The organism is Lysinibacillus sp. CTST325 (assembly GCF_054665055.1).
Map to the genome: position 1 here is coordinate 301,645 of NZ_BAAFHO010000003.1, position 22,320 is coordinate 323,964.

The 22,320-nt window shown below is 36.9% G+C and carries 16 protein-coding genes and 1 other annotated feature; of the genes, 1 reads left to right on the top strand and 15 read right to left on the bottom strand.

What is annotated here, in order from left to right; translation table 11 throughout:
- Nucleotides 1-22: 22 nt before the first annotated feature.
- From ACYQ73_RS11255 to ACYQ73_RS11275, 5 genes are all read right to left on the bottom strand, one after another.
- The gene (locus ACYQ73_RS11255) at nt 23-616 is read right to left on the bottom strand and encodes a Maf family protein (RefSeq protein WP_460012575.1); all 594 of its coding nucleotides are present in this window, start codon (nt 614-616) and stop codon (nt 23-25) included.
- Nucleotides 617-715: 99 nt separating this feature from the next.
- The gene (locus tag ACYQ73_RS11260; RefSeq protein ID WP_460012576.1) at nt 716-1,363 is read right to left on the bottom strand and encodes a hypothetical protein; all 648 of its coding nucleotides are present in this window, start codon (nt 1,361-1,363) and stop codon (nt 716-718) included.
- A gap of 555 nt (nt 1,364-1,918) precedes the next feature.
- Nucleotides 1,919-3,172: a bifunctional folylpolyglutamate synthase/dihydrofolate synthase gene (locus ACYQ73_RS11265; protein WP_460012577.1), complete on the bottom strand. Its 1,254-nt coding sequence runs from the start codon at nt 3,170-3,172 to the stop codon at nt 1,919-1,921.
- On the bottom strand, nt 3,169-4,449 hold the full coding sequence (locus ACYQ73_RS11270; protein WP_460012578.1) for a bifunctional folylpolyglutamate synthase/dihydrofolate synthase: 1,281 nt from the start codon (nt 4,447-4,449) through the stop codon (nt 3,169-3,171). Before ACYQ73_RS11270 ends, ACYQ73_RS11265 begins: the two co-directional genes overlap by 4 nt.
- Before the next feature lie 287 nt (nt 4,450-4,736).
- Complete coding sequence (locus ACYQ73_RS11275) at nt 4,737-7,382, bottom strand: valine--tRNA ligase (protein WP_460012579.1); 2,646 nt, start codon at nt 7,380-7,382, stop codon at nt 4,737-4,739.
- Nucleotides 7,383-7,507: 125 nt separating this feature from the next.
- Nucleotides 7,508-7,787 (bottom strand) — a binding site (T-box leader).
- Nucleotides 7,788-7,873: 86 nt separating this feature from the next.
- On the opposite strand from ACYQ73_RS11275, the gene ACYQ73_RS11280 reads away from it, so the two are divergent.
- Entirely contained in the window at nt 7,874-8,080 is a 207-nt protein-coding gene (locus ACYQ73_RS11280; protein ID WP_460012580.1) for a hypothetical protein, read from the top strand.
- Here the strand turns inward: ACYQ73_RS11280 and ACYQ73_RS11285 are convergent.
- From ACYQ73_RS11285 to ACYQ73_RS11330, 10 genes are all read right to left on the bottom strand, one after another.
- Nucleotides 8,057-8,893, bottom strand: coding sequence for a valyl-tRNA synthetase (locus ACYQ73_RS11285; protein WP_460012581.1), 837 nt, complete (start codon nt 8,891-8,893; stop codon nt 8,057-8,059). The genes ACYQ73_RS11280 and ACYQ73_RS11285 overlap by 24 nt on opposite strands.
- Nucleotides 8,894-9,165: 272 nt before the next feature.
- Nucleotides 9,166-9,612, bottom strand: a complete 447-nt coding sequence (locus ACYQ73_RS11290; RefSeq protein WP_460012582.1) for a CoxG family protein — start codon at nt 9,610-9,612, stop codon at nt 9,166-9,168.
- 408 nt (nt 9,613-10,020) lie between these two features.
- Nucleotides 10,021-11,313 (bottom strand): glutamate-1-semialdehyde 2,1-aminomutase, encoded by a 1,293-nt coding sequence (hemL, locus tag ACYQ73_RS11295; RefSeq protein ID WP_460012583.1) that lies wholly within the window; start codon nt 11,311-11,313, stop codon nt 10,021-10,023.
- A complete protein-coding gene (gene hemB, locus ACYQ73_RS11300; protein WP_460012584.1) occupies nt 11,314-12,294 on the bottom strand; it encodes a porphobilinogen synthase in 981 nt (326 codons plus the stop codon).
- Nucleotides 12,291-13,052, bottom strand: a complete 762-nt coding sequence (locus tag ACYQ73_RS11305; RefSeq protein ID WP_460012585.1) for a uroporphyrinogen-III synthase — start codon at nt 13,050-13,052, stop codon at nt 12,291-12,293. The genes hemB and ACYQ73_RS11305 overlap by 4 nt, the downstream gene beginning before the upstream one ends.
- Complete coding sequence (gene hemC / locus ACYQ73_RS11310) at nt 13,042-13,974, bottom strand: hydroxymethylbilane synthase (RefSeq protein ID WP_460012586.1); 933 nt, start codon at nt 13,972-13,974, stop codon at nt 13,042-13,044. Before hemC ends, ACYQ73_RS11305 begins: the two co-directional genes overlap by 11 nt.
- Nucleotides 13,975-13,992: 18 nt before the next feature.
- A complete protein-coding gene (gene ccsA / locus ACYQ73_RS11315; RefSeq protein WP_460012587.1) occupies nt 13,993-14,820 on the bottom strand; it encodes a cytochrome c biogenesis protein CcsA in 828 nt (275 codons plus the stop codon).
- Nucleotides 14,821-15,307: 487 nt separating this feature from the next.
- Nucleotides 15,308-16,672, bottom strand: coding sequence for a glutamyl-tRNA reductase (hemA, locus tag ACYQ73_RS11320; protein ID WP_460012588.1), 1,365 nt, complete (start codon nt 16,670-16,672; stop codon nt 15,308-15,310).
- A gap of 1,206 nt (nt 16,673-17,878) precedes the next feature.
- On the bottom strand, nt 17,879-20,728 hold the full coding sequence (locus ACYQ73_RS11325) for a vWA domain-containing protein (protein WP_460012656.1): 2,850 nt from the start codon (nt 20,726-20,728) through the stop codon (nt 17,879-17,881).
- Between the two features lie 73 nt (nt 20,729-20,801).
- A complete protein-coding gene (locus ACYQ73_RS11330; RefSeq protein ID WP_460012589.1) occupies nt 20,802-22,256 on the bottom strand; it encodes an S-layer homology domain-containing protein in 1,455 nt (484 codons plus the stop codon).
- Between the last annotated feature and the right edge of the window lie 64 nt (nt 22,257-22,320).

Sequence of the window (22,320 nt, forward strand, 5' to 3'; positions counted from 1 at the left end):
AAACATCATTTGTCAAAAAAGCTCACTCCTTCGCAAATTGGATAATATTGAGTGCTACCAATTGCGTAAACAACGCTGCAAGTGGTAAGCCGACAACATTGTTATAATCCCCTTCAATTCGTTTCACTAGAAGAGTTCCAGCAGTTTGAATGCCATAACCTCCCGCTTTATCAAACGGATCTCCCGAATCTACATATACTTCGATGAGCTCCTGTGATAAATGCTGAAAAACAACATTGGTCTCTTCGACAAATGTTGTTTCATTACCGATAGGCTCAATAATGGCAACAGCTGTCATGACCGCATGACGCTTACCTGATAAGCGCAATAAGTGAGAAATTGCCTCCTCACGATTTTTAGGTTTATGGAGTAGCTCATCATCATAAACAACAATAGTATCTGCTCCAATAATCGTGGCCTTTGGAGCTTTTTTCGCCACATCACGTGTTTTTAATAGAGCTACACCTTTTACATAATCTTGCATTGTAGTTGCCTGGACGCTTGTCTCTTCTACTTCACTAGTTATTATGTCGAATGGAAGTGATAGCATAGCAAGCAATTCCTTTCGTCGTGGTGAAGCTGAAGCAAGCACTAGCTTGTGATTTGTTTTAAACATTATCTGACCATCCCTCCTTATTAGTTATCATAACGGAGAAATAGGAATTTGAAAATTTTCTAAAAATCAAGATAATGCTTAATTCACTATCTTTTGTGCTTAAAATTTCACTTGAAGACAAGCATTTTTCGATTTGTAATGGGCAAAAACTTGTAAGCGGACGATGCTAATATCGCTTGAAATCGACGAGGCTGCCGCTCCAATAGATTGCCAATCAGCAGGCAACGTAGAATCCTTCGATTTATCCTTAAAATTTAATTTTGTTGCATTTTTGTCAGCTAGTACAGATGGAAGCTCTGCAATCGTTGGCTCCTTACAACTGCCACCACTCACAGTAAATGCTTTTTTAAATGTTGCAGGATCTTTTAAAAAGACAAGCTGACTTTCATCTGTAACGATACTTGTCCAAACATAAAATTTTCCATCAACCTCGACAATGGCACTTTCTTTTAATGAAGGATGTTCAGATACAAACGAGCTTGCACTTTCATAATTTGAATAAACCCCTGCTTGACTTGCAAAAAACATGGGTCCGTTCGTTGCTCCTCCAGCTGTCGGAATTGTTTCTCCGGATGAATTACCATTATTACCTTTAGTGGCTACCTCACTGCTATCATTTTTTAAAGAAAATTTAGTACTTGCTTGAAGAATACCTAAAAAAAGGGCTACACCAAAAAGTCCAACTATTCCTCCAATAATCATTGCTCGAAATACTTGTTTTTTCATCACATGACTGACAATTTTCATTCGACCATCACCTCTTTCGTTAACATATCAAAGTAAATTTAGACAAGACGAGATTATTACATTTTGATATATAAGTATATGTATAAAAGAATGTGTAAATGCGAATTTACTACATTTTGATGTACTAGTTATTTTCGATGTTTCACTTCAAAATTAAATATTTTTACAACGAAATTTTTACTATAAACAAAAAAGAGGTGAATTCTTTTCTTTACTCTTTTGTACCTCTATCAAAGAATAATTTTGCTGAATGAAAAAGGAGTTAATAGAAAGTAAATAGAGCATCACCATAACGTATGGTTGATTTCCGTTCGGACTAGGCGCTTTTCTTAGTTTTCATCAAGCAAAACTTTTCGATCAGTATGTAAGAGAAGAAATGCAAATATATTTGGAAAAAGTGTTTAAGGACATCAAAGAGAGAATACCCCCAAAATTAATTATTTTGAAAAAATCCATAGTATTAATTATTTTTCACACTAAATTAAAAAATCAGGACTCATTTTTTAATGAGTACCTGATTCTTTACTGTAAATATATTGTTCGCTCAACTAGATGTTAATTATTTTTTAATCTACTACGTACTTCCGTTAATAAATACAACGAACCCGTTACAATCGTTCTCGATTCGCTTTCTGACTGTAGTTTTAAAAATTGCACATAATCTTCTAAAACTGCTTTATGAGAGGCGTTCGACAGCACAAGCATGTTGTGAGCAGCCATCGCACGCGGATTATTGAAATCAACAAAGTAAAAATAATCACTCACCTGCTCGAATTGCTGCAAAATCTCTTTTACAGCCTTATCAGCAAGAATACCAATTACAAAAGTAATCTGCTCACCTGGGAACTCTTGCTTAATCGTTTCTATTAATTTCTCAGCACTCGCTGGATTATGCGCACCGTCTAAAAAAATATAAGGCATAATTTCCTCAAAACGTCCTAACACGGTTGCGTTTTTCACAGCTTTTTGAACAGCCTCTTTACTAACTTGTAACTGTAATGCGGTTGCCACTTCAAAAAAGGCTGTAATCGCTAGTGCCATATTATTTGCCTGATGTGCTCCCTTCATTGTGCGTGTAAGCTTTGTTACATGGAAGCCGTTGTCGTTATACATATAGCTCTCTCCATCATTCTCTTGTTCCATATAAAACTGATGATTTAGTTCAAGAACGGATGAATGCTTTTTTTGAGTTTCCTGATAGACTATATTCTTCGCTTCTAACGGTAGATCACCGATAATAACTGGACGGTATGGCTTAATAATTCCTGCTTTATGATGGGCAATACTTTCAATCGTATTTCCTAAAAAATTCGTATGCTCTAATGCGATACTTGGTATGATTGAGACAATTGGTGTAACCACATTCGTACTATCAAGTAAGCCTCCCATACCTGCTTCAATAAGGGCAATATCTACATTACTAGCTACAAAATGTAAAAATGTTGCAACCGTTAAAAGTTCAAAATCTGTTAGTTTCCCACTCAGTCCGGCTGTCTGCATTTGTTGAAATACATCATTCATTTCCGCTTCTGTAATAGCTTGACCCGCTACTTGAATTTGGTCATGCACGTCCACAATACAAGGAGACATAAATTTACCAACACGTAAGCCATGTTCTTTGGCGATAGATTCTAGAAATGTAAGTGTAGAACCCTTACCGTTAGTCCCTGCTAAATGCACGACTTGCAATTTGTTTTCCGGATTACCTACTCGTGCCAATGCCTCTTCAATCGCTGTTAGACCAGGTTTAATAACATCATCACTCTGAACGTTCCACTTTTCCTTGTAGCTATTCAATTTGGGGATCATCGTTGTTCCCCCTGAAGCCATTGTCGTATTTCAGCTATAAAATACAACGAGCCTGTAATGACGATAACATCTTCATCATTTCTTCGATGCAGCATCGTTTGAACCATTTCACGCCAATTCGCATTATACATTTTGTTCGTATTTGTAGATAATGCAGCTAATTGATCAGCAGGCATAGCATTCGGTAGCTCAATTTGTGTAAATGCAATTGATGTAGCAATACTATCCATTAAAGCAATACTTTTCGCATGATCTTTATCCGATAATGCCGCATATATAAATCGATAGTTTTGGTGTGGGTAGACCGTTTTTAATGTTTGAATGAGTGCGGCAGTTCCTTCTGAATTATGTGCTCCGTCTAATATAATTTTGTCAGGTAATTGCTCAAATCGGCCTGCCCACTGCGCTTTTGTCAAAGCTTGACGAATTGATTCATCCGAAATGTCAATGGCTCCATTCTCTCTTAACGTCAGGATTGCTGTAATCGCAAGGCTTGCATTATTTATTTGATGCGGCCCAGCCATTTTTAATGGGACAGCTACCATCTCCTCATTTCCTCTTCGGTAATTAAAGTGCTGTATATTAGTACCTTGTTTAATGTTTTCAACCGTAAAGTCCTTCCCTAAAGCAAGACATGAGGCATGACGCTCATTTGCTACCTCTTCGATAACAGTAAGTGCCTCCTCACTTTTAACACCTACTACAACAGGTATATTTTCTTTAATAATGCCCGCCTTCTCAAACGCTACCTTTGCTAATGTATTTCCTAAAAACGCAGTATGTTCTAGTGAAATCGTTGTAATAATTGAAATTAGGGGCGTAATGACATTCGTAGCGTCTAATCGTCCACCAAGTCCTGTTTCAATCAGCGCAATATCCACTTCTTCATCCGCAAAATGTTGATACATAATGAGTGTTACGACTTCAAAAAAGCTCGGAAAGTCACCTTCATAATGTGTCTCAATAATCTTGGCAACTTTATTCATATAGTGTAAAAATTGTGCATCAGAAATTTGAATTCCATTAATAGTCATACGTTCATTAACACGCTCTAAATGGGGTGAAGTAAAGGCGCCAACTTTATAGCCAGCATGTTGTAACATTTCTCTCAGCGCATTCACTGTTGATCCCTTTCCATTTGAGCCTGCTAAATGGATAGCTCGTAGTCTATCCTGTGGCTTATTAAGAAGTGCTAATACCTCTCGCATTAATACGAGAGGTGCACGTTTATGATCAACTGCCTTTAATGTAAAAATAAAATCTGTACATTCTTTCATCGTTTTAAACAAAAGAAACACTCCCTCTTACTGCAATATCTCTATTTTAGTATAAGTAGCGCCCAATACACATACATTTCGAAAAAAACTGTTGTACTTTGAATGAAAGCTAAAAAAACACACAGAAAAACACTTTAAAAAGTGCGAATCCTTGTGTTTTATATTAATTTCATACGTGCCCCATCTAATTACTATACATTTTCACCTAAAACAACACATATCTTTTGTTGCATATAAAATCTATATAAAAAAACAGCGGATGACTTTCGCCATCCGCTGTCTCAATCTTACATATTTTTCAGTTCTTCTAAACGTTTTAATACAACCGCATGTTTACTTTCGTAATCGGCTAATTTTTCACGTTCTGCATTAACTAATGCTTCTGGCGCTTTGGACACGAATTTCTCATTCGATAACTTACCAGTTACAAGTTTGACTTCTTTTGCCCATTTCTCTAATTCTTTTTCAAGACGAGCAATTTCTTCTTCTAGATTAATGAGTCCAACAAGCGGTAGGAATAGCTCAGCTCCAGTAACTACTGCTGTCATTGACTGACCAGGAGCTTCTAAACTTTCTCCAATTGTTAGCGTTTCTGGATTACAGAATTTTTCTAAATATGCTTTATTGGCTTCAAGTACTGTAGCCGTTGCAGCATCCTTCGCTGAAATATATAGCGGCACTTTTTTGCTCATAGGTGTATTTACTTCCGCACGAATATTACGTACTGAACGTATAATATCCATTAGGAGCTTCATATTGTCCGCTTCCTCTGCAAAATGAAGATCCGTACGTACAGTTGGCCATGCTGCCACTGTGATTGATTCACCTTCATGAGGTAAGTGCTGCCAGATTTCTTCTGTAATGAATGGCATGAATGGATGTAATAGACGCATAGTTTGATCTAAAACATAAGCTAAAATTGAACGAGTTGTTTTCTTAGCTGCTTCGTCATCACCGTATAACGGTAATTTCGCCATTTCAATGTACCAAGAACAGAAATCATCCCAAATAAAGTTATAAAGCTCGCGGCCAACTTCGCCAAATTCGTAACGTTCTGCAAGAGATGTTATACGTTCAATTGTTTCATTTAAGCGAGTTAGAATCCATTTATCAGCAACTGATTTTTCACCAGTTAGGTCGATTTCATCAAATGTCATACCTTCCATGTTCATTAAAGCAAAACGAGAGGCATTCCAAATTTTGTTAGAGAAGTTCCAAATTGCTTCTACTTTTTCAGTTGTATAACGTAAATCCTGACCAGGTGAAGATCCAGTAGCTAAGAAGTAACGTAATGAATCGGCACCGTATTGATCAATAACATCCATAGGGTCTACACCATTGCCAAGTGATTTACTCATCTTACGTCCTTCACCATCACGTACTAAACCGTGAATTAATACATCTTTGAATGGACGTTGACCTGTAAATTCAAGACCTTGGAAAATCATTCGAGAAACCCAGAAGAAAATAATATCATAACCAGTTACAAGTGTGCTTGTTGGATAGTAACGTTTATATTCTTCATTTGTCTCATCTGGCCAACCCATTGTAGAAAATGGCCATAGTGCTGACGAGAACCATGTATCTAATACGTCTTCATCTTGTGTCCAATTTTCTGCATCTGCTGGTGCTTCTTTTCCTACGTAAATTTCACCTGTTTCATTGTGATACCAAGCTGGGATTTGGTGACCCCACCATAACTGACGAGAGATACACCAGTCACGAATGTTTTCCATCCAACGAGAATATGTGTTTTCGAAACGAGATGGTACGAAGTTCACTTTTCCTTCTTCATCTTTTTGAAGAGCTAGTGAAGCATCAGCGAGTGGTTGCATTTTTACGAACCATTGTGCTGAAAGATATGGCTCTACAACAGCACCAGAACGTTCAGAGTGACCTACTGAATGTGTATGCTCTTCAATACGGATAAGCACACCCGATTCTTGTAAATCAGCTACGATTTGCTTACGGCATTCAAAGCGATCCATACCGTTATACTTGCCAGCAAGCTCGTTCATTGTACCATCTTCATTCATAACAAGAATGCGTTCTAGGTTGTGGCGGTTACCAACCTCAAAGTCATTAGGATCATGTGCTGGTGTCATTTTTACAACCCCAGTACCAAATTCCATATCTACGTAGTCATCTGCTACGATAGGAATTTCACGACCTACGATTGGTAAAATAACTGTTTTACCGATTAAGTGTTGATAGCGCTCATCTTTCGGGTGAACGGCTACCCCAGAGTCACCTAGCATTGTTTCAGGACGTGTAGTCGCAACTTCCACATATCCTGAGCCATCAGCTAATGGGTATTTCATATGATAGAATGCACCTTGAACATCTTGATAAATAACTTCGATATCTGATAATGCTGTTTTTGCAGCAGGGTCCCAGTTAATAATGCGTTCGCCACGATAGATTAAGCCTTTTTCATATAATTGAACGAAAACAGTTTTAACGGCATCAGAAAGACCTTGGTCAAGTGTGAAACGTTCACGAGAATAATCTAATGCAAGACCAAGCTTCGCCCATTGATCGCGAATATGTCCAGCATACTCTTCTTTCCATTCCCATGTTTTTTCTAGGAATTTTTCACGTCCTAAATCATAACGTGTAATATTATCTTCTCGTAGTTTGGCCTCTACTTTTGCCTGTGTTGCAATACCTGCATGGTCCATTCCTGGTAACCAAAGTGCATCGTAACCTTGCATGCGCTTCATACGAATTAAAATATCTTGTAATGTTGTATCCCAAGCATGACCAAGATGTAATTTACCTGTTACATTCGGTGGTGGAATAACGATAGAATAAGGCTCTTTTTCACTTGTAGGCTGTGCCTCAAAAAATTTCCCTTGTAACCACCATTCATAACGACCTGCTTCAATGGACTGCGGATCATATTTTGTAGGCATTGAAATGTTTTCTGTCATTTTGACTCCTCCTGTTGACTCAATAATTTTACCGGTGTGAGATAGTACCAATCGTTCTGTTTTTATGTCTAGGTAGAGGCACATTTAACAGAAGATTAATGAAAATAAAAAAAACTCCTAACGTCAAAAAGGACGAAGGAGTTTAAGTTCGCGGTACCACCTTTAATTCCAGCAGAGGCGAGTTAAGCTGTCACACATTTCATTAGAAAAAAAATGTACTACTTGCTTAAACCTTTTACTACTGGCTCTCAATTCGGTAACGGTGTTTAACCGGCTTTAACTACTGTTAGTTCACTAAAGCTGCTCGAGGGCTACATTCAATTAGGTACAAATAGAAACTTTTCAGCTACCGTTTCCTCTCTTAAAATGTACTAATAATTTACTCTTCCCTGTCATAGCATCTATATTCGACTTTTTCACATTGTACCGCAAAATCGTTCATTTTTTCAAGTGATTTAGTCATTTTTTAGGAAGCACTACTAGAAAAGGAAGTGAAAATTCAAATGCGACGACGTAAGTATAACCCTTGGCATTTACCACCTTGGTTACGACAATTCCGTTTTTATTGTAAAACGATAATTGTACCAATTTGTGTTTTTCAGTTTATACGTGTCATCATCATTCCAACATCTGGAGATTTTATCATCTTATTGCTCCTACTACTTCTATGCTATTTACTTTTGAATGAAGTCATTTGAAACACGAACCTTTAGCGGTGTATAATCTTCCGTTAAATCCCAAATCATTGATGGAACTTCATGCCAGGAGCTGGATTCACGGACTACAATTTGACTTGAGGATTCCCTCAACATTGTTTTTTGCTCAGCTGGTGCAGGCTTTTCTTTTTTGTCTGAAGCTACTATTGCTTCAGACTTTTCCTTACTTACTGCAAATGTTACAAACTTTGATTTTTCCTCTTGTTCTGATGTTGTTACAACTGTAGAGTTTTCTTCTTGTGCCGAACCCATTACAGCTATGGTTTTTTCTTCTTGTGCCGAAGCCACTACAGCCGCAGGTTTTTCTTCTTGAATTGAAGCTACTGCTGCTGTTTCTTTTATAAGAGATCCATTCTCTATATGAGCTGAGGCATTGACAGTGACAGGCTGTTTTTCTAAAGCATGCGCTTTTTCGAATGCTGGCTCAGGCTCATTAAAAATACTTGTAACCGTCCATTCGAGCTGACACATCTGATTAGTCAATTTAGGTCGGACATCCTTTACCATTAAATCTTCAATAGCTGCTTCCTTTGGTAAATCCACATTTAAAGGAACTGCATACTCAAAATAACCAGTATCCCCTTGAATATCGAGAGCATCAATTTGTACTAATTCTTCATCACCTAGGAAAGCTTGCATGTCTTGAAAATCAAAACGAACATGTGCTGTGATATGATAAATACCCATTAATCGTAGAGAATCTTCTAACTGCATCGTCTGCCACCGTGGCTTAATTTGTACGTCTGCTATTTCTGTTGGACTGCCATAACCAGGAAAGCAAAAAGTTTCACTCATATTCCAAGTTTTCTGTTCGATAATAATCCCTCCCCTTGCATCATATGAAGCTCCGAAGGATAGTATGCTATAAGATGATTAATCAATTTCGTCTTGTCGTAATAATGTAGCTGTCACTTTGCTTTCGCGGAGATAAACAATGCGTTCGGATTTTGTATTGTTCCCAAGGGAAGTGCCCCGGCCATAACGGTAATCAACCCCAATAATGAGCCTAAAAAAGGCACACTAGAAAACTTCTAGCATGCCTCTTTACTGTTGGTTCAACAAAGTAATTATACATTCACCAATTTAATTCTATTTGCTACACGGTCTGTTAACATTTGTGTTGCTTTCGGTACGATTGGCTTAAAGATAGGATTTAAAACAGGACCAGCTAATCCTCCTGCTGTTACTTCTAAGAAGCCTGTCATCTTTGTATTTTCTGCATCAATACTTTCTGCTAGGAAATAACCGTTTCCTGAAAAGTTATCAGAAAGTCCTTTTAATTCGAATGTTACTTTTGTAGGCGCTGCCCATTCTAAAATAGTAATCTCTACTTGTACTGTTTTTTTCAGAACACCAACATTGCCTTTAAACGTCCAATTTGAATGTTTTTCATCAATCATTTCATGTGCATTATAACCTGGGACAAGCTTTGCCCATTTTTCCATATCACTGACGAAATCCCATACATTTTCAATTCCTACGGGTACTTCGACCATATGTGTGCCAGTTGCCATATCAATTCACTACTTTCTTTTACGAATAGCTCTATTATATACGATTTCGCCCTCAATTTGGCTATGCTGAAAGTTATAATTTTAATAAAAATTTTTTCAGCGGTAACGATCATACACTCAATGTAATTTAACGGGTGTGTTGATTAACCATTTTTATCCACTATAATTATATAGAAGGCTCTGATTTCCGTTACGGGCTACTCGCTTTCCCGCGGGAGTCGAGTAGCCCTACGCTACAATCAGTAAAAATGGACATACATTAGCAAAATATCATCAAAAAAATCCTTTTATTAGCCAATAATACACTTATATTTCCCCAATCAACACTCCTAGCATATTGCATAACTTTATCGACAAAAAAATAGCATGCCAGAAAATACTTCTAGCATGCTATTTTGTAACAACCTGTTATCTTGCTAATTGTGCAAATACTTTATGGAAGGCATCAACTGTTCTTGCGATATGCTCCTCCGTATGTGCAGTAGAAATAAATAAACCTTCAAATTGAGATGGCGGTAAGAAAATACCTTCCTCTGCCATTAGACGGAAGTATTCAGCAAATAATTGTAAATCAGACGTTTTTGCTGTAGCAAAATCAATAACATCTTCATTCGTAAAGAAGAAACCGATCATTGAACCAGCGCGATTTACAGTATGTGGAATATTGTATTTCGTTGCGGCTTCACGGAAACCAGCCTCTAATTGATCTCCTAGCTTTTTGAAGTATTCATAAGAATTATGATCAAGGCGAGTTAATGTTTCATAGCCAGCTGTCATTGCTAACGGATTCCCTGACAAAGTCCCAGCTTGATAGATTGGACCCGCTGGTGCCACTTGCTCCATAATTTCCTTTTTCCCTGCAAATGCACCGACAGGAAGTCCGCCGCCAATTACTTTTCCTAATGTTGTCATATCTGGTGTTACATCAAAATAACCTTGTGCACAGCCATAGTCAACACGGAAGCCAGTCATAACTTCATCAAAAATTAACAATGTTCCATGTTCCTTTGTTAATTCACGTAAACCTTGTAAGAAGCCCGGTTGTGGAGGGACAACGCCCATATTTCCTGCGACTGGCTCAACAATTACTGCCGCAAGCTCTGAACCAAACTTTTCGAAAACTAGTTTTGCCCCTTCTAAATCATTGTACGCTACTGTTAACGTATTACGTGCAATATCCGCTGGGACACCTGGGCTATCAGGTAAGCCTAATGTAGCTACCCCTGAGCCTGCTTTAATAAGCAAGGAATCTCCGTGACCATGATAAGAACCCTCAAATTTTAAAATTTTATCGCGCCCTGTAACACCACGAGCCACACGTAAAGCAGACATCGTAGCCTCTGTACCAGAAGACACGAAGCGAATCATTTCCATACCAGGAAGTCGATCTAACACTAATTTGGCTAATCGATTTTCTGTATAGCTAGGTGCTCCAAACGAAGAGCCTTTCGCTGCTGTTTCTGCAATTGCTTGTACAACTTCTGGATGTGAATGACCTAAAATTAGAGGTCCCCATGATAATACATAATCAATATATTCATTGCCATCAATGTCTTTAATAATAGCACCGTGACCAGATTCCATGAAGATTGGATCCATATTTACGGATTTGAATGCACGCACTGGGCTACTAACACCACCTGGCATTAAGTTAATTGCTTCAGCATAAGCTTGTTTTGATTTTTCGTAAGAACGCGTCATTTATTTCTCCTCCAACCAACGTACAACATCTTTAGCATGATACGTAATGATTAAATCTGAGCCTGCACGTTTCATGCTAAGTAACGTTTCAAGCACTACTTTTTTCTCTTCAATCCAGCCATTAATAGCCGCTGCTTTAATCATTGCATATTCACCAGAAACGTTGTATGCAACAATCGGTAATGTATAGTTATTTTTCACATCACGAATAATATCTAAATAACTTAGAGCTGGCTTTACGATTAAGAAATCCGCACCTTCAGCAATATCCGACTCTGCTTCACGGAATGCCTCCATACGATTCGATGGATCCATTTGGTATGATTTACGATCACCAAATTGAGGCGCACCATCAGCTGCTTCTCGGAATGGACCATAGTAGCTAGATGCATATTTTACGGCATATGACATAATCGGAACATTTTCAAAGCCTGCTTCATCTAGACCTGCACGAATGGCAGCCACAAAACCATCCATCATATTGGAAGGGGCGATGATATCCGCACCGGCTTTGGCTTGTGATACTGCTGTACGTGCTAAAACATCTAATGAAGAATCATTTAAAATTTGATCGCCTTCAATTAAGCCACAATGACCATGGTCTGTAAATTCACATAAGCATGTATCTGCAATAACTAAAAGCTCTGGGTAGCGAGCTTTAATAAGTCGTGTTGCTTCTTGCACAATACCATGATCATGGAATGCACCAGTCCCAACTGCATCTTTTTCTGCAGGTAAGCCAAATAAAATAACCGCAGGAATACCTAAAGCAACAACTTCATCAATCTCAGCTTCAAGTTTATCTAATGAAAATTGAAAAACTCCCGGCATAGAAGATACTTCATTTTTAATGTTTTCGCCTTCCATAACGAAGATTGGATAAATTAAGTCTTCTTTGTGTAAGTATGTTTCTTTTACCATTGATCGTATTGCAGCATTTGCACGCAAACGACGATGTCTTTGAAATTGTAATTTTGTCATTTTCTTTCTCCTACTCTCGTTATTTCCTCGATGACTGCTTGCATTGTATATACGCTCGGCATAACATCCACAATAGCACCGTGATTCAAAATAGCTGCTTCTGTAATATGACCGATTACGGCTACACGTACTGCCTCCCAACCAATTACCGAAGCTACATCCTTAGCGTAGACATCAACAGCGGAAGGGCTAGCAAAAATCACTGTGACGTCGCTATTCGCACGGATACATTCAATCATTAGTTGTTTTTGGTCGTGTCGCTCAATCGTTTCATAAACGGTCCATTCCTTCAATTTAAAGGGTAGCCCTTCCTTTAATGTGTTTTTCGCTTTTTCTCCACGAATAAATAAACATGTAGGATTGCTACCTGCTACACTAGGAAATTCTTGAACAAATACATCTGCACTAAATATAGAAGGCATAAAGCTCACATGGAATCCTAGCTGTTCTAAGGCTGTAGTAGTTTTTGTACCAATAGAAGCAATTTTCCCTGGAAAATGTGCTGCATTTACATTAAATCGGCGCATCTTACTAGCAAAAGCTTCTACAGCATTTTGACTCGTAAAAATGAGCCATTCAAATTGACGCGCAAACTCTAATTGCACAGCATCGTTTTTATCGATCAGCTCACCAGTTTCTATCAATGGGGCAATTACTGCTTGGCCACCTAAAGCTGTAATATCATCTATTATTGTTGTCGTCTTAGATGTCCCTGTCAAAATAATTATTTTACCTTCTAAAGGTAAATTATTTTGCATCTTGCTCTGCCTTTACTCGTTGAATTAATTCAAAAGCACCTTGCTTCGTTAATATTTCAGCAAGCTCTTTTCCAACTGCTTCTGCATCAGTGCCCACAACCGTTTCCTTATAAACAACTGAAGCGTCTGGTGCAGCAACAAGTCCAGTTAATGTAATTTCTTCCCCATTAGACTTTGCGTATCCTGCGATAGGTACTTGACAGCCACCATCCATAGCCGCTAGGAAAGCACGTTCTGCATGTGCTTCTTTCCATGTTAGGCTATCTGTTAACTTGCCTAATTCCGTTAATAGCTCCATATCGTCTCCACGGCATTCAATACCTAGAGAACCCTGAGCTACTGCTGGTAGACACTCTTCTACAGATAAAAACTCAGTCACCACATCATCGCTCCAGCCAAGGCGTTTAAGTCCAGCTGCCGCTAAAATAATAGCATCGTATTCATCAGTTTCAAGTTTAGCTAAGCGTGTATCTACATTTCCTCGAATCCATTTAATTTCTATATCTGGACGGACGGTTAAAAGTTGAGCACTGCGACGAAGAGAACTTGTCCCCACAACAGCTCCTGCTGGAAGATCGGCAAATTTCACATGTCCTTTTGAAATAAATGCATCACGCGCATCTTCACGTGGTGGAATACAGCCAATTACTAATCCTTCAGGCAGTACTGCAGGCATATCCTTCATAGAATGAACAGCAAAGTCAATTTCTTTGTCGTAAAGTGCTTGTTCAATTTCTTTTACGAAAAGCCCTTTACCACCTACCTTAGATAGCTGCACATCTAAAATTTGATCACCTTTCGTGACAATTTCTTTTACTTCAAATTCAAATGGTACACCAGCTGCTTTTAACTCATTGATAAACCAATTTGTTTGTGTTAAAGCTAGCTTACTTCTTCTAGAACCTACAATAATTTTTCTCAACAGTCTCCAACCTCTCTTCTAATACCATAAATGGAATCGTGATAAACTACTTCCTAAAAAGAAGTTAACAACAACTAATAGATAAGCGTATATATGTACCCACGCATAAGTTGTCCCTGTCAGTTTACCTTTACGATTCACATACAATATAGAGCAATACAAAATTAAAATAATAAAGGACCCAATAATCTTCGCATCAAAAATTGAAAAACTCTCTAGCGTTAGTAGTGCCCATTCAAACCCTAAAACTAAACTTACAAATAGCACTGGAATAGCAATGAAAAATGAAACATTCATCCAGTTACTCGTCTGCTGTAGTGATGGCAACCTTGTCCATAAATGTGACCATTTTTTCTTTTTAAGCAAACGATATAATACTACATACAATATCGCAAAAACAAATGTTAACGAAAACATTGCGTACGATAAAATTGCAAATGATATATGAATAAACAGCAATTCCGAAATTAAAGTATCGCTAACTACTCCTGTTGACCGTTTCGGCATAAAAGTAAAGATACTAGCGAATAAAAATCCTAGTATATTAATAATAAACACCGGAAGATCAACCCGTGCAATACAATGCAAAATAATTGATAATGTCACGAGCAACCAGGAATAAAAGAGAATCCCTTCTGACAAGGATAAAATCGGAAACCGCTTCGTTTCCACAAAAGTTAATAGTATAATGGCACTTTGAATTACCCATACGAATGAAACAAGCCAAAAAGCAATTCGCCTTGCTCGTATTTGCTTATAAAAGTAATCAGTAAAGTAAAATACTAGACTGATCCCATACAAGACGATCATTACTTCATAGAGCCTTGTCATTGTCAAATCAGCCAATAGACATCCCTTCTTTATTTTGAAAGTGCTAAAGTAGTGTACTTTAGCCTAGAAAAAAAAACGTTTTCGTATCCTTAGTTTACCATACAGATACGAAAACGCCTCATTTAAAAATCAGTAGAAAATCTCGTTCGCGGGAAAAGCTCGAAGGACAACTTTTCTAAAGTTGCACCGCGAACACATAGACATCTATCAATTATGCCTTGGCATAATTGCGTCCGGAATCGGCTTTGTGCTTAGGCCTGCACGAAGCAGGTCAGTTAGCCGTTATCGCATGGATGCGATGATTTTAGGCTAACATCCCCTAAGAAGTCCTTTCCGATTCTGTGACATCCGCCGGAGGCTTTAACTTCTTTCAGCGGATGTTTGGTTTTGGACACCTGCTGAAAAGTAACTTTAACCTGCATTCATCTCACAACCTATAGAGGTGGGAGACTTCTGTAGCCCACGCTTTGCTTTATCTACAAAAGAGATTTGCTGAAAGAAGTTAGAAAGAATACTTTGGTTCAGTGGAAGATTGTGACGACTGTAAGCGCTCTTTGCGTTCAAGCTCTTGTTCTGTCATCGCAGTAACTTCAGCTTCCACAGCATCCTCAATACCGAAAATTTGTTGGAATAAACGTAACTGTTCATTTGCTTTTGGTGAATTTGCCATTTCCTTAGCTTGTAAAATTGGTTCTTTTAACAATTGATTAATAATAGACTTTGTATGCTTACTTAAAATTTTACGTTCTCGCTCCGTTAAATCCGGCATTTTATTTTCGATACTAATCATTGTCTCTTCTTGAATATGTTTCGCTTTTTTACGTAAAGCAGAAATGACAGGGACAACGCCTAGAGTCGCAACCCAATCTTTAAATTGCACAACCTCTTTACCAATCATTACAGAAATATCAGCCGCAGCACGTTCACGTTCTACTAAGTTTGCTTCTACAATGCCTTGTAAATCATCTATATCATATAAGAATACATTTGGTAAATCTCCAACACGTGGATCAATATCACGTGGAACTGCAATATCTACCATAAATAATGGTTTACCTTTACGCAAACGTTCTACAAATTGCATCAATTCATAGTCAATAACATAATCTGTTGCACCTGTAGACGTAATTAAAATATCCGCTTCTAATAACGAACATTGTAATTCCTTCATAGATTTTGCTTCACCGTCAAATTTAGCTGCCAGACTTTCTGCTTTTTCGAACGTTCGGTTAATTACGGTTACTTTTCCTACACCGCTACCGTAAAGGTTCTCAATAGCAAGTTCCCCCATTTTTCCTGCACCTAAAATTGCTACATGTTTACGTTGTAAAGATCCGAATATTTTCTTCGCTAATTCAACTGCTGCATAAGACACAGATACCGCGTTTTCACCGATAGCCGTTTCACTATGTGCACGCTTCGCAAATGTCACCGCTTGTTTAAATAGCTGATTGTATACCGTACCTGTTGTACCAATCTCTTGTCCATTTAAGAAGCTTTTTCGTACTTGTCCTAAAATTTGAGTTTCACCAAGTACCATCGAATCAATTCCAGCCGTCACTTTAAATAAATGCTCGATTGCCTCATCTTCTTCACGAATTGTTAAATACGAAGAAAAAGTCTCCACAGGTAGGTCGAACCAATTTGCTAAAAATTGTTTTACAAAATGACGTCCAGTATGCAATTGATCAACTACTGCATATATTTCTGTGCGGTTACATGTCGAAACAATAACGTTTTCTAATATACTTTTTTGCTTTTGCAGCGCTTCCATTGCCTGTGGTAGTTCACTCTCTATGAATGATAACTTTTCACGAATCTCAACTGGCGCCGATTTATAATTCAAGCCTACTACGATGGTATGCATGAATAACACCTCTCACGTTCTAATTAACAAATCTCATTATAGCACAGTTCGACAAGAGTTCATCAATAATTTGTGAACATGTCATGAAGAACCGAAATCCGCCATCTACATTAGAATTATTATAAACTAAGTGTAACAAATTATACGTAAGGTTTCAAATTTAAAATCTGACATAACATGTGGTTGATTTCCGTTTTAATAAAATGTCATCCAACTTTTGAGTTTTATCGGAACACTTTTAGAATGAGAATATCCATTATTAGTTTTCTGAGGGCCATTATGCTTTCAAAATAAATAATAGAGTTGAACCAAATTTGAACATCTCTATTATTTATTTAAACAGTTTAAGGAAACTTATTATTGAGGTATAAAAATAGAAATGTTGAATTATCTTTAACAGGCTAATTTTACCTTAAGTCAACATGAAAAAATTTTTCTGTTCCATTTAATAATCAATAGAATTGGCTATGTCTACTAAAGTTTCAGCTGTCACTTTATTTACAACTCGTTTATCTACTTAGCATATACTGCAAATTGTCTCTATAGAAAACAAGTACATGAAAACCTGAAATTTTCATATATGTGGCTACAGTCTCATTTATTAATTCAAAAGTATTTAATACATGTTTCTCTCTTAAAGGCAATTTATACTTTAGTGGACGAATGTCAATTTTATAGTAATTTTCAGATGATTGATCATTTATAAATATCACTTCAAATACGTCATTGACTCCATTTTTGAATCGGTAAATCGTCCAAATTGGTGTGTAAAATTTATTGGGGGACTCTAAGCGGTAGTTTTAGTTTTTGGTTTATCTTTTGCAGATGCATGTAATCTTATTAAAAAAAATGTACAAAATGAAAGTTCTGTTCATTTGTCTACACCTCAAATTATCTTTAGATGTAATATGGCCAAATTTAATAAATTTATAAATTGAAAGGTTCATTACTGAATTTTAGGATAAAAAATTTTTTAAACGTATGTTGGGGATAAGTTGATTAGAGTGGTGGCTGGGCGACTCCTCGGGGATCAGCGATAGAGGAACGCGAGTGAAGCGGCTCATCGGACGCCCCCAGGAAAGCGCCTTGGCGGAACGGAAATCAACCACACGTTTTATTGAATGCTATAAAAATTAGCATCTAAAATCAAAAAAGAGCTGAACTAATTGTTTCTATTAGTTCAGCGTAAATTTGAGTATTAGTTTATTAACTTGTGATTGTTACAGTTTTTATAGCAATAATTTTACCGTCTTTATCATATGCTACAAATTCAATCTCATCATTAACTTTGAAGTCCTGCATTGTTTGAACTGTTTTTGTTAGCATGTAAACACTATCACTACGCTTATTCAATTCAAATTGCACATCTCCACTTAAAGAAGGGAATCGTACATTAACCTTTGCAACATTTGAACAATTACCATCAATTCTTGCATTCATTGTAATATTGCCTTTGCGTAGAGTGACTGTCGCTTCTTCAAATAGATTTTCAGGAGTCACGCAACTTGACGCCGAAGTTTTACATAAAATTGAATCAATCATTTTTTGGAAAACTTGATGTAATTGTAAGTTATCATTTGCGTGGTAATAAGTACCACCAGTTTCACTAGCCAGTTGCATTAAAATTGCATCATTGACTTGTGATTTTTTACCCATACTTACAGTGTAAACCTTAACCCCTTTATTTTTCGCATCGTTTAGCACTTTTGTCATTTTCGATTTACTAGTTTTACCGTCTGATACAACAATTATAGATTTAGAGGTTTTCGAGTCATTTGAGAATTTAGACAGAGCGAGATCTATACCTGCAAAAATATCTGTGGCACCTTTCTCTTTCGATGCTTTATATAGATCTTTTTTCAAGACATTGTCTGTACTGCCCTCTGCAAGAACAGTAGCTTTTGTATTTGTTTCAATAACAATATTATTTTTTGCCTTAATTTGATTGATTACTTCCATCATTTTCTTACCACGGTAATTTGTTTGGTCAGAAGCTTTCATGGAAGCAGAGTAATCAACTACGTAAGCGACTTCTGTTGCTAAAGAACAAGAATTTTTACTAAAGTAAGGATTTGTGAAAATTTCCTTTGTAAATGTTTTATCTTTTAAATCCTTCAATATTGTTGCATAACGAGGATCTATTTTATTCACTAATGTTGCTTCAGCTTTTGATTTTCCATAAATAACCGAATCAAAGTATGCTACAGCTGTCCCTGGGCTTCCTGTGTGATTTAAATAATCCGAAGTATTTGTCACAAATGAAGCTGTTTTCTCAACACCATCAAATTTAATTTTTACTGTTCCTTGGTAGTCAGTAATAATTTCTCCGCCAGGTCTTACTAATGTAACCATTACCTTAGTATAACGATCTTTACCCGATGGTCTTGATGCCGCATCCGCACTTTCCTTTAATGCTTCCACTCGTTTTTTATAGGCTTCTACTTGACCGAGTAATTTACCACCTTGGTATTTTAATAATACTGTTCGATCATAGTTACTCAAGCTTGTTAGAATTGCATTAATTTTCATGACACTATCATAATGCTCGAGCGTCAGATGTTTTTCGTCTGGCATATAGCCCATAAGTTGAATAATAGAACCGACGGGATTAATGTTCTCAACCTGTGAGGCAATCGCATCATCAATTCCTTGAATACGATAAATAGGACGCCCATCATCTGAAATCATATACATAATTTCAATCTTATCACTAATAGAATCCTTTAAGCGTTTTTGAATAATTGTTTCGAATAGCCAAACTGAAATATTATAATTCTCAAACTGTAAAATGGCATTTTCATAGCCTAATGCAGGGTAATTTTTATCACTACCACCATATTGTAAATATTTATTTTCAACATTTCCTAAACTATTCGTTACATTCGTTTGCTGTCCAATACTAAATAGCTTTTCTTCTGGTTTAATCCAATGAACGTTAATAATGTTTTCAGTAAAGAACGTTGGTAATTTTTCATACGGTACATATGGAGGTGTAACATTTCCATTTTCATCATCCGTGTTTGTTGGATCATACACTTGATAGTCAATGCGCATTTCTGGCTGTGGTGAGTAACGTACATGTGCATTCAATTTCTCACCTACAAGACATTTCATACCAGGATCTGTGTTGTTAATCAGCTCAAATGTAATTGTATCACGTACAGATTTTGTTAATTTTGGTGCTATAACAATCGCAGAAACAGTAGAGCCATCTGATTGTACATTTCGAACAGCTTCACCAGATGTATCAACGATTTTTGCACCATAAGACGAAGTTACACGGAATGTATAAGATTTATCATCAGGTATTGGATCACCATTACAAGCTTTTAAAGATACAGTAATTAGCGTTGAATCTTGATCATTTGCAATTAAATCTGGTTTTTCAACATCAATACTTTGAAGAGCATTATTCACATACTCTGGTCCAGTAAAATCATTAGAGTTATCCTTTGGCTCTTCAAATTCTGTGTTGTTTGAGCCCATGAAGCCTGGTGGTAATGTGATTTTATCGTTATCACGACCTGCTGCTGCACGTTTTAATCCTAGTACAGCAAAGTTGCCGTTTTGTACACTGCGATATAAAAATTCAGCAATATCTCCACGAGTTAGCTTTGTAGAAGGATTGAAATCGGCAAATGTCTTTTTACCAGAGCTTCCTGTTGAAATATCATTTGTGTATAAATATTGAACCGCCTGAGGTTCATCTAAATCTAAACCTTTAAAGGCAGCATATATACGCGCAAATTGTCCACGTGTAACAGCTTTCGAACGATTGGCTGTTGTGTAAGTACCATTAAACGGTAAATAAAAATCACTATAGAAGTTATATGCGACACTGTCGTTATATGTTAGTGCATAGTTCTTATCGAGCTTCGCAAACATTACAACAAGCTCTCGATCAGTTATTTGCTCATTTGGTAAAAAGTTATTAGCGCTATTCAATGAGAGTAGATCATTATCGACCGCCCACGAAATAGCTTTGTATTTACCATTATTTGTTGGGACATCATTAATTGTCGTAGCGGCTTGAGTCACAGCTGGAGTTGCTGTCATCAAAATTAGTACGAAACAAAGCAGAGATAGAAATGCTTTTTTAGCATATGTCATTTATTTTTCAGCCCTTTCGTTAATTAAAGAACAATATGTCATCTCGATAGTTTTGTTTTAAATCACTTTCCAAATAATTCAAGAAACGTTCTAACACTACGGATGCTTGTGCTCGCGTTAATGGTTGATCTGGATTAAATCGACCTGTTATAGGGTCACCAGTCATTAAGCCTAACTCATTCGCAACGTATATACCGTCTTTTGAATAGTTTGGAATTAGCGCATCATCCTTAAATTTCGTCATATAGCCTGGATCTGGCGCTTTATTTTCTAGCCCTAATGCACGTACAAAAATCGTAGCGGCTTGAGCTCGAGTAATTTGATTATCAGGTTTAAAGTACTCTGGCGTTACACCTTTTATAATTCCTTTTTTATACGCAGACTCAATATAGGCATAATCTTTCACAGTACGTTTAACATCTTTAAAAATACTAGTAGCTGATGTCGATTTTTTCGTTTTCGGTTCTTCCATAACACGTAAGTCAACTGCCTTACCAATCGCCGTTGTAAAGTCAATACGCTTCATAGGGGTATTTGGTGAGAAAAAGTTACTTGCATCAGAGTAAATACCTAAAGAGTATAATTTTTCAATAGCTCCTTTTGCATAATGATTTGATAAATCACGGAACTTAGGAATGATTAAACGTTCAATTGTCGGCATATATTCTTTATCTAAATTAAGAGAACCTTTTTGCCCAGAGGATAAATCATACGTATATTCAGAAATAACATCTTTTTCACTTACTACCGCATATCCACCATCAAAGCTCCCTAAACTTCCTAGGTTTTCTTCATAGTTTAATACACGTGATTTGCTTGTCGATAAGCGATTTTTCACATGGCTAGTCTTACCGTCGCTATATTTATAAACAGCTTCTGTAATTTGTGTTTCTGTTGCTCCCCAGAAGTTTTCATAGCCAGCATGACGACTATCAGTATCAATTGTTACTGTATTTTGAACTGCATTTTTTCCAGTTCCAGTTTGATAGGCATATGTTTTTCTTGAAATCACATTTCCTGAGTAATAATCAGAGGCTGCACGATTGTCCGCTACAGTCCCTTGTGAAAATTGGTAATCTACCAATGTATATGTTATTTTCCCAACAACAATTTTCTCAGTATACTTTTTTACTACACCATTCGATGTTTTTTGACCAATCGTAGCATAATCTACAACATCAGATTCATAGGTCATACTTCGTGTCAATGTAGCACCATTACTTGCTGTTAGCTTTAGACTATGTGTTTCGGTTAACTTTCCTTTAGATTCTTTTTGTGTAATTTTAATGTCTTTACTAGTACCTTTAAATATAATGGGTGTTCCTGTAATGAAAACAGCTTCCTCATATGTATATTCATTTTTTACGGCACCTGTTGTTTCTAATGAAACAGCTGATGCATTTTCTGGGATAGTAACTCCAATAACAAATACAGCAAGAACCACTAACATTATTTTAGATAAATGTTTTCGCATTCTTTTTTGTCCCTCACTTTCTTTCTATACATATCCGCATCTGGAGCTGTCAATAATTTTTCCC